This is a genomic window from Tabrizicola sp. (assembly GCF_041911175.1).
Lineage (GTDB): Bacteria > Pseudomonadota > Alphaproteobacteria > Rhodobacterales > Rhodobacteraceae > Tabrizicola.
The window spans coordinates 61,882-70,311 of record NZ_JAYRPN010000129.1; the positions used below are offsets into that span (position 1 = coordinate 61,882).

The following is an 8,430-nucleotide window of genomic DNA, read 5'->3' on the forward strand; positions in this document are numbered from 1 at the left end:
TGTCTCGATGCCGCCGCGTCAGTGCCGCACGGGCCGCACCATCGGCTCGTCCGGCGTGAACAGCTGCGAGGCCTGTTTCAGGTCGGTCTTCAGCGCGTCCTTCAGGGTCGAGGCGAAGGCGCTCGCCTTCACCGCCTCGCGTTTGGCCATTGCCGTCAGATCGGTCGCAAGCTGGTCCCGTGTCTCGCCCATCAACCGGTCCTCGGTCTCGCTCGGGGGGAAAAGCAAGGCCAGCGCCGCCCCGGCAAGGGCCAGCGTCGCGCCGACCGCCAGCGGATTGGCATCCACCGCCTCGCGGCCCTTTTCCGCCATCGCGATCCGGCTCAGGTAGATCCGCTCGCGCGCCTGCAGGGCCTGCTCCCGCGCCGCGCCCGACAGCGAGCCCAGGCCCTTGCCAAGCGCGGTCTTCGTCTCGGCCGCCAGTGCTGCCAGAACCTCGGCCCGGTGCTTCGCCAGTTTCGCCGCCGGGGCCAGCCCACGCCGGGCGGCTTCATCGACCTGTGCCAGCAACGATTGCGCCCTGTCTTGCAGGGCCTGCGCCTCGCTCAGCCAGTCGTCGTCCGGGTCCACCGGCTCGGGCGCGGGCGGACCGCCCTCGTCCTCCCAGCGGGTCAGCGCCTCGAACTTGGTCCCCGCCATCGCCGGAACCGCCCCCGCCCGTTCCGCGTCACTGGACCGCTTCCGCCCGAACAGCAACGCGGCCAGCGCCACTCCGGCGACAGCGGCCACCAGCGGCTGCGCCCGCACCACCCCGTCCAGCCGACCCATCAGCGGCGAGGCTTGCGCCATCAGCGCCTCCTTGCCCTCGGCGATCAGGCTCTCGGGGCGCATCCGGTCACGCAGCGCGACCAGCGATTGCGCCAGTGCGATCCGGTCCGCTTCCAGCGACCGCTCGATCTCATGCTTGGCAAAGTCAGACATGGCGCGCCTCCGTTCCCTTCAGCCCCTGCTGCACCGCTTCGGCATCCCGCCGCAGGCCGCGCAGGGCACGGTTGGGCCAGATGCCGCGCAACCGCAGCGCCGCCCGCCCGGCAACGGCCAGCCCCAGCGCCACCAGGCACAGAACCACCCCGACCACCAGCGCCGCCCAGGCCGGGCCGAGGCCGGTCGCGGCCAGCGCATCCACCGCCGCCCCGGCCAGCACGTTCAGCCCGACCAGCCCGACAATCGCCGCCACGGCAATCTTCGCCAGACCGGACCCGGCGGCCTTCAGGCCCTCGGTCGCCTCGGTCCGCGCCAGCCGGATCTCGCCCTGCACCAGACGACCGACCCCTGCTGCCACGTCGGACAGGAGGGAGAACACCCCCGCGTCCCGGTCACCGTCCTGCCGCCCGCTCATCAGACCCGCGGCTCCCGGCGCTGGCTCGACGACCGCACGAAGCGCGCCATCGCGAAGCCCGCCACCGCCGCCGCCACCATGAAGGCGCCCGGATGGTTGCGTGCCAGGGTCCGCACATCCGAGGTCAGGTCGGCAACCGACTTCTGCCGCAGCGCATCCGAGGCCGTGGTCAGGCCTTGCGCCACCGAGCCGAGCATCCGCGACTTCATCGCATCGCCGTCCGCATCATCCGAGGCGCGCTGCAAGGTCGCAGCCAGCCGCTCGCCCGCGTCCGACAGGGTCTCGCGCGCCGCATCGGCCTTTTCCACCGCCACGTCGCGGACCGAGGCCAGCGTTGCCCCCGCTCCGGCCACGATCGCCTCGCCGGCATCCTGCGCCCTGCCCTGCGCCTTGCGCAACGCTCCGCCCAGCCGCGACTGGCCCTCGGCGAAGGCGTCCGCCGCGGCATCCTTCGCGTCGTCCGCGATCTCGCGTGCGCCATCGACCGCATCGGCAGCGGACTGCCGGACGGTCGCGGTCGCATCTCCGGCGACGCGCATCGCCGCCTTGCCGCCCTGGCGCAGCGTATCGGCCAGGTTTTCGGCCGTATCGGAAACCGTCTTCACCGCGTCCTTGGCTGTATCCTTGTAGCTCGCGTTCATGGCATCTCTCCTGATTCCGAACTGCGGGGGCAGGGCCAACGCCCCGGTCCCCTCTCACCGGGTACAATGCGCCCGCGCCGGTCCGGTTCCCTGAACGATCCCGCCGCGACAGCGGGCCAAGGGCCATCCGAAAATAATCCGGGTCCCCGGTGGAACCGCATCCCGGTGGCCCGAGTTGACAGGCCAGATCGATACGATTGGCCCGTCACCGGGTCGGAACCGAAGGAGAAATCCCATGCTTGGTTGGGCTGTCACATTCCTCGTCATCGCGATCATCGCCGGCATACTGGGCTTCAGCGGTATTGCGGGCACCTCTGCCGGGATCGCGCAGATCCTGTTCGTGATCTTCCTGATCCTCTTCCTTGTTTCCCTGCTTCGCGGCGCAACCAGCCGCTGACCTCTGTCCCCAAGGAGCGGTCTTTCCCTGCCGTCATCCTTAGACTGGGCTGCAACACCGGTTGCAGCCCTTTTTTTTTCCGGTCAGGTGCGTCGCTCAAGCCGGGTCAGGCAGCGGCGTGGTCCTTCCGCGGCTCCAGGATCGCCAGCGTCACCGCGACCCCGTCGCGCGCCAGTTGCGGCCCGATCCGTTCGACGAAAGCCACCAGCGAAGCAACCGCCCCTCCCGCCGTGCAGATCAGCTCGATCCGGCCCCCGCTGCGGCGATGCAGAACTGGCAGAAGGGACAAGACCGCACACATGACGGAAAACGCCTGCTCGCCCTGCTCGCCATCGGCGGCCAGCACCAGCCGGTCCAGCCCGCCTTCCGCGCGCAGCGCAGCCTGCAACGCGGCAAGCGAGGCGCTGTGCCGGAAATCGGTCCAGATCATCCGTGCCTCCGGCAGCGCCAGTTCCGCAAGGGTCATGCGGACCAGCGAGTTGCCCGCGACGGTGACCCTCTGATCGTCCGGTGCAATCGCATCCGGCATCAGATGCAGCGCCAGGTCGTTCAGCAATATCCGCTTGCGGTCACTGGTCACCTTGGTTGCCCTCCCGTGGTGGCGGCGCGATCCGGCGCGCTGGTGGCCAAACGCGGTCGGTCCCCGCCGGTTCTCCGGGCCTACGGGCCTGCGCCAACCCGCAGGCCGACCCCGGGGAGCCGCAAGGGAACCGGATATGCGACAGCACGTTTCCCCGCTGCAAGTGGAGGGGGGACATCATGCAAGACACCGACGAGGCCGCTGTCCTGCGGCGCGACCGGACGAATTCGCCCGTCGAAACCGGCCATTCCATCGTCACCCTGACCACCCTGGCCACCATCGTCGTTGTCTGCGCCATCCTCTACGTCGCCAAGGACCTGTTCCTGCCGCTTGCGCTGGGAATGCTGATCGCCTTCGTGCTCAATCCCGTCGTCAACGCGCTGCGTCGGCGCGGGCTGCGTGACATGCCGGCGGTGATACTGACCGTGATGTTCGCGGGCGCGCTTGTCGCGTCCTTCGTGCTGATCCTCGCCTACCAGGTCAGCCAGATCGGGATGAACCTGCCGCAATACCAGGGCAATGTGCTCGCCAAGGTCGACACGCTGCTCGAAGCCGGGACCGACAACAAGATCGTCGCCCATCTGCAGGGCATGGTCGAGAACATCTCGAAACGGCTGGAAGCCGACAGCGCGGGACCTGCCGTCGATGGCCAGGCCATGAAGGTCGAGGTCGTCGAACATACCGGTCTCGGTCAATGGCTGAACGACGTCATCCTGCCCGCCCTCGCGCCGGTCGGCATTTTCGGGCTGGTTTTCGTGGTCGTCGTCTTTGCGCTGCTGGAACGTGCGGCCCTGCGCGACCGACTGGTGCAACTCATCGGCGGGACCAATATCCTGGCCACCTCGCGCCTGCTGGCCGAGGCCGGGACCCGAGTCTCGACCTACCTCCTGGCGCAGTTGGTCGTGAACGTCATCTATGCCGTGCCGATCTGGCTTGGCCTTTGGCTGATCGGCGTGCCGAACGCGCTTTTCTTCGGCGTCGTCACCCTGGTCATGCGCTTCGTGCCCTACATCGGTTCGGCGATCTCGGCGACCCTGCCTCTCCTCATGGCCTTCGCCGTCTCGCCCGACTGGTCGCTGGTCCTGTGGACCGGCGCCCTGTTCCTGGTGGTCGAGTTCACCACCTCCAACATCATCGAGCCCTGGTTCTACGGCCAGCGCACCGGCGTCTCGCCGCTTGCCGTCATCGTTTCGGCGATGTTCTGGACCTGGCTCTGGGGGCCGATGGGGCTGATCATCGCCACGCCGCTGACCGTCTGCCTGGTCGTCATCGGCCACCACGTCCCCAGCCTGCGCCTGTTCCCGATCATGTTCGGCGATCAGCCGCTCCTGGCCGACTCGTCCCGGCTCTATGACCGCCTCCTTGTCGGCAGGTCCTTCGAATTCACCGAGACCGCCGCGGCGACCACCGCCAAGCGCTATCTCGCCGAATATTACGACAAGACCGCGATCCCCGCGCTGGCCCTGGCGGATGCCGATCACGAGGCCGGGCTATTGTCCGACTACCAGTCGCACCGCATCGCCAATGCCGCCTGGACCCTGACCGAAGAGCTTGAGACGGTGGTCGACGAAGAGCTATCCCTCGGCGCCGACACGGCGGAAACCGCAGAGGGCGCTCAGGACACCTCGCTGGTCGCCAATGGCATCCTGGACGGGGTGGGTCGCAAGATCGCGGTGATGGGCACGCAGACCCAGCTTGAGGACGCCGCCGCGCAGATGGTCAGCCAGGCCCTGCGCGCCGAAGGGGCCGAGGTGGTGACACTGCCCCTGCGCGCAGCGCTGCCGCGTGCGCTGGGCGGGTTCAAGCCCGAAACGCTGGTGATCGTGACCCTGGGCAGCACCCAGGCCTCAGCCGTCGCCCTGCAGATACGGCAAATCCGGCGACGGTTGGCGGGGGTGAAGATCGGCGTGGCGCACTGGTCAACCCCCGACGGCGAGCCTGCGAATGCCCCCGTTCCCGAGGGTCCGCGCACCGGGCGCCCCGACTACGCAGCGCAGGGGATGGAAGACCTCTTCGCCCAGGCCTTCGGCAAGTTGGCACCCGCTTCCGGCCAGGTCGACGGATCTGCCGTCGCATCCCGGTAGCCCCGTTTGGGCCCCGTTTCGCCTCAGGTCAGCCGGTCGTCATTGGCCCGGTGTTCGTAGGGTTCGTCCTCGAACCGCTGCCCCGGGTGAATCACGGCGATCCCGCGTATCCGCCCGGCGAGACCCCGGATGATCAGCGTTCGCACCGGCGGCAACAGAAGAAGCAGCCCCAGCGCATCGGTCAGGAACCCCGGCAGGATCAGAAGCACCGCCGCCACGCCCAAAAGCGCCCGGTGCGCCAGCGGCGACAACGGATCATGCAAGCCTTCGCGCAGGTCCCGCTGCAGGCCGCCGCGACCCATCGCCAGGCCACGCAGCAGCAGCACCCCCGCCACCCCGGTCAGGATCACCCAGGCCAGTGTCAGCCACAGGCCCAGTTTCGCCCCCAGCGTCACGAACAGGCCGATCTCGACCAGAGGCAGCGCCAGCAATCCCACCACGATCCACATCGCCCCACTCCGCTCTTTCCGCCGCATGGTAGACTTCGCCGCGACCCCACCCTACATAAGGGCAAGCCGTGCCAATTCAAACGGAACCACCCCAGTCCAGAGGTCATTCATGAACGGGTCCCTGATCCAGCTCCTCGTCCTTGCCGGGATCGCGATCTTCCTGATCCTCAAGCTGCGGTCTGTCCTCGGCACCCGTGACGGGTTCGAAAAGCCGCCGATCCCGCTCGAGGATGTCCGCCCGCGCGTCCGCCGCGACTTCGAGGTGATCGAAGGCGGGCCTGATCGCGACATCACCGACCATGTCGCCGAAGGCTCCGACGCCGCCCGCGCCTTGGCCGAGATGAAGAAGGCCGAGCCGGGTTTCACCGTCGGTCCCTTCCTGGAAGGCGCGCGCGGTGCCTACGAGATGATCCTGATGGCCTTCGAAAAGGGCGAGCTTGATCGCATCCGCCCCTTCCTTTCCGACGACGTCGAAGCCAGCTTCGCCGAGGCCATCGCCCAGCGGGAACGCGACGGGCTGACCGTCGAGGCAAGCTTCCTTGGCATCAAGGAACTGGTCCTGCAGGACGCCACCTTCACCTCCGGCAGCCGCTTCGGCGAAATCGCCGTCCGCTTCGTCGCCGACCAGACCTATGTCGTCCGCAACAAGGCGGGCGAGATCGTCGAAGGCTCCCCGCGCGAGGTGAAGAAGTCGCGCGACATCTGGACCTTCGCCCGCCAGATGGGGTCGGATGACCCGAACTGGCAGCTTGTCGCCACCGGCGACTGACCCTTGGCATGCGGGCCGCACTTCCCCTTCTTGCCACGGTGGCGGCCCTGATGGCCGCCCCGCTTCCTGCCGAAGTACTTGATTTCGAAGCGCTCGACGGCTGGCGCGACGACAACCATGTCGAAGCCCTGCATAGCTTCCTTGCTACCTGCGACCTGATCGATGCCCCCGACTGGCAACCGATCTGCAAGGTGGCCGCCGACGTGCCGAAGGACGACGCCTCGGCCCGGAGCTTCTTCGAGCTTTTCTTCAAGCCCGTCGTCGTGGGCACGCCTCCCGCCCTCTTCACCGGCTATTTCGAGCCGGAACTCGACGGCTCCCCCACCCGCACCGGGCGCTTCCAGTATCCGATCTACCGCCGCCCGCCCGAACTGCAGGACGGCGTCGCCTACCACACCCGCTCGGCCATCGAAGCCGGGGCCATCGCGGGCCGGGGCCTGGAACTGGCCTGGCTCGACGACGCGGTCGATGTCTACTTCCTGCAAGTGCAAGGTTCCGGCCGCATCCGCATGACCGATGGCAGCGTGATCCGCGTCGGCTATGCGGGCAAGAACGGCCACGCCTACCGCTCGGTCGGGCAGGAGATGGTGCGCCGCGGCACCCATACGCTCGACCAGGTCTCCGCCCCGGAAATCGCGAACTACGTCCGCTCGAACCCCGGCGCGGGGCAGGATCTCCTCGACACCAACCCCTCCTACGTCTTCTTCCGTAAGATCGGCACGCTGAATCCCGAGGACGGCCCGATCGGCGCGATGGGCCGTTCGATCACCACGCTGCGCTCCATCGCCATCGACCCGAAGTTCACCCCACTCGGCGCGCCGGTCTGGATCGAGAAGGACGGCAAGCGCCCGATCCGCAGCCTGATGGTGGCGCAGGATACCGGCGGCGCGATCAAGGGCATGCAGCGCGCCGACATCTTCTACGGCACCGGCAAGGGTGCGGGGGATGCCGCTGGCACGGTCAAGGACGGCGGCCGCATGGTCCTGCTCCTCCCCATCGACCGCGCCTTCGCCATGCTGGACGACGAATAGCCGCAATGGCCCGCCGCCGACACCTCTCGCCCGAGGAGGCCGACCTCTGGCGTACCGTCGCCCGCACCGCGCGGCCCCTGCATAGCCAGAAACTGCACCTGCCGGACCCTCCCCCGGCACCCGATCCACCGCCTTTGGCCCATGCGAAACCGCGCCTCTCGCCTTTCCTCCTTGGCGAAAAGCACCGCAAACCGGAACAGCGCGACCTCGCTCCCACTCTGCCCGATCTGCTCGGCCAGGCCCCCCTGCGCATGGACGCCGGGACGCACGCGAAGATGACCCGCGGCAAGCTGCAGCCCGAATCCCGGATCGACCTGCACGGCATGACCCTGGCCGAAGCGCATCCCGAACTCATCCGCTTCATCCTGAACGCCCAGTCCGCCGGGCTGCGGCTGGTGCTGGTGATCACCGGCAAGGGCAAGCGCCGCGAGGATACCGGCCCGATCCCGCAGCGCATGGGCGCGCTCCGCCACCAGGTCCCGCACTGGCTGCACCTGCCGCCTCTCGGCCCGGCAGTCCTGCAAGTCAGCGAGGCCCACCTGAAACACGGAGGCGGCGGGGCGTACTACGTCTACCTGCGCCGGAGGTGACCAACCCGCGCAGGGCGTGACCGATCGCAGCTAGGACCAGCGCGGCGACATCGGACCGAACGGCAGCAGGCTCACGGGGCGATGGGTTGGCCACGGGTATCGGTGAAGCTGCCCGAGGCGGGCGGGTTGGCGAGAAGGCCGACGATCCGTTTCGCTGCCGCCAACGGATCGTCAGGGGCTTGGGGGCCGCCCATGTCGGTCGCGATCCAGCCGGGATGGATGGCGAGGACGCGGTGGGGCAGATCGTCCGCCAGCTTGGCCACGGCGCGGTTCAGGGCGGCTTTCGACAGGCAATAGGCATAGTCGCCGTCCGGGTCGTGGCCCTCGGCGAAGGACCCGGCGCGGCTGGAGAGGAAGGCGAGCGTTGCCTGTGGTTTCAGCGCGGGCAGAAGGGCGCGGGTCAGCAGGAGAGGACCGGCGACGTTGATCCGCATCACTTCGGCCAGATGGTCGGCGGAAAGCGTGGCAAGGCCGCCGGTGTCGCCCCGGATGGCGGCGTTGTGGATGACGCAGGCGACCGGACCCCTGACCGCGCGGGCGGCGGCGCGGA

General features: G+C 68.6%; 11 protein-coding genes. 5 read left to right on the forward strand and 6 right to left on the reverse strand.

Annotated elements, in window-relative coordinates:
• Nucleotides 1-18: 18 nt before the first annotated feature.
• From ACE3P6_RS18205 to ACE3P6_RS18215, 3 genes are read right to left on the reverse strand one after another with little or no spacing between them, the layout of a single operon-like run.
• On the reverse strand, nt 19-921 hold the full coding sequence (locus ACE3P6_RS18205) for a hypothetical protein (RefSeq protein WP_374397859.1): 903 nt from the start codon (nt 919-921) through the stop codon (nt 19-21).
• Nucleotides 914-1,339: a phage holin family protein gene (locus ACE3P6_RS18210; protein WP_374397860.1), complete on the reverse strand. Its 426-nt coding sequence runs from the start codon at nt 1,337-1,339 to the stop codon at nt 914-916. The genes ACE3P6_RS18205 and ACE3P6_RS18210 overlap by 8 nt, the downstream gene beginning before the upstream one ends.
• Nucleotides 1,339-1,980: a hypothetical protein gene (locus tag ACE3P6_RS18215; protein WP_374397861.1), complete on the reverse strand. Its 642-nt coding sequence runs from the start codon at nt 1,978-1,980 to the stop codon at nt 1,339-1,341. Before ACE3P6_RS18215 ends, ACE3P6_RS18210 begins: the two co-directional genes overlap by 1 nt.
• Nucleotides 1,981-2,215: 235 nt before the next feature.
• Here ACE3P6_RS18215 and ACE3P6_RS18220 point away from each other — a divergent pair, with 235 nt between their 5' ends.
• Entirely contained in the window at nt 2,216-2,377 is a 162-nt protein-coding gene (locus tag ACE3P6_RS18220) for a DUF1328 domain-containing protein (RefSeq protein WP_374397862.1), read from the forward strand.
• Between the two features lie 106 nt (nt 2,378-2,483).
• Here ACE3P6_RS18220 and ACE3P6_RS18225 read toward each other — a convergent pair whose 3' ends face one another.
• Entirely contained in the window at nt 2,484-2,957 is a 474-nt protein-coding gene (locus ACE3P6_RS18225) for a hypothetical protein (RefSeq protein WP_374397863.1), read from the reverse strand.
• Nucleotides 2,958-3,136: 179 nt separating this feature from the next.
• On the opposite strand from ACE3P6_RS18225, the gene ACE3P6_RS18230 reads away from it, so the two are divergent.
• Nucleotides 3,137-5,041 carry an AI-2E family transporter gene (locus ACE3P6_RS18230; protein ID WP_374397864.1) on the forward strand — a complete coding sequence of 635 codons (1,905 nt, stop codon included), beginning with the start codon at nt 3,137-3,139 and terminating at the stop codon, nt 5,039-5,041.
• 23 nt (nt 5,042-5,064) lie between these two features.
• Here ACE3P6_RS18230 and ACE3P6_RS18235 read toward each other — a convergent pair whose 3' ends face one another.
• Nucleotides 5,065-5,517, reverse strand: a complete 453-nt coding sequence (locus ACE3P6_RS18235) for an FxsA family protein (RefSeq protein WP_374397865.1) — start codon at nt 5,515-5,517, stop codon at nt 5,065-5,067.
• 82 nt (nt 5,518-5,599) lie between these two features.
• Between ACE3P6_RS18235 and ACE3P6_RS18240 the strand changes: the two genes are divergently transcribed.
• Genes ACE3P6_RS18240 through ACE3P6_RS18250 form a run of 3 tightly spaced genes read left to right on the forward strand, consistent with a single transcriptional unit; the run spans nt 5,600 to nt 7,880 of the window.
• Complete coding sequence (locus ACE3P6_RS18240; protein ID WP_374397866.1) at nt 5,600-6,259, forward strand: Tim44/TimA family putative adaptor protein; 660 nt, start codon at nt 5,600-5,602, stop codon at nt 6,257-6,259.
• Nucleotides 6,260-6,267: 8 nt separating this feature from the next.
• Nucleotides 6,268-7,290 (forward strand): murein transglycosylase A, encoded by a 1,023-nt coding sequence (locus ACE3P6_RS18245; protein WP_374397867.1) that lies wholly within the window; start codon nt 6,268-6,270, stop codon nt 7,288-7,290.
• A gap of 5 nt (nt 7,291-7,295) precedes the next feature.
• The gene (locus ACE3P6_RS18250; protein WP_374397868.1) at nt 7,296-7,880 is read left to right on the forward strand and encodes a Smr/MutS family protein; all 585 of its coding nucleotides are present in this window, start codon (nt 7,296-7,298) and stop codon (nt 7,878-7,880) included.
• Between the two features lie 71 nt (nt 7,881-7,951).
• Here ACE3P6_RS18250 and ACE3P6_RS18255 read toward each other — a convergent pair.
• Nucleotides 7,952-8,430: SDR family oxidoreductase (locus ACE3P6_RS18255; RefSeq protein WP_374397869.1), on the reverse strand; the 479-nt coding region annotated here is incomplete at its 5' end.

Coding starts and splice junctions, on each gene's coding strand:
- ACE3P6_RS18205 (WP_374397859.1), bottom strand. CDS start 921: ATGTCTGACTTTGCCAAGCATGAGATCGAGCGGTCGCTGGAAGCGGAC.
- ACE3P6_RS18210 (WP_374397860.1), bottom strand. CDS start 1,339: ATGAGCGGGCGGCAGGACGGTGACCGGGACGCGGGGGTGTTCTCCCTC.
- ACE3P6_RS18215 (WP_374397861.1), bottom strand. CDS start 1,980: ATGAACGCGAGCTACAAGGATACAGCCAAGGACGCGGTGAAGACGGTT.
- ACE3P6_RS18220 (WP_374397862.1), top strand. CDS start 2,216: ATGCTTGGTTGGGCTGTCACATTCCTCGTCATCGCGATCATCGCCGGC.
- ACE3P6_RS18230 (WP_374397864.1), top strand. CDS start 3,137: ATGCAAGACACCGACGAGGCCGCTGTCCTGCGGCGCGACCGGACGAAT.
- ACE3P6_RS18235 (WP_374397865.1), bottom strand. CDS start 5,517: ATGCGGCGGAAAGAGCGGAGTGGGGCGATGTGGATCGTGGTGGGATTG.
- ACE3P6_RS18240 (WP_374397866.1), top strand. CDS start 5,600: ATGAACGGGTCCCTGATCCAGCTCCTCGTCCTTGCCGGGATCGCGATC.
- ACE3P6_RS18245 (WP_374397867.1), top strand. CDS start 6,268: ATGCGGGCCGCACTTCCCCTTCTTGCCACGGTGGCGGCCCTGATGGCC.
- ACE3P6_RS18250 (WP_374397868.1), top strand. CDS start 7,296: ATGGCCCGCCGCCGACACCTCTCGCCCGAGGAGGCCGACCTCTGGCGT.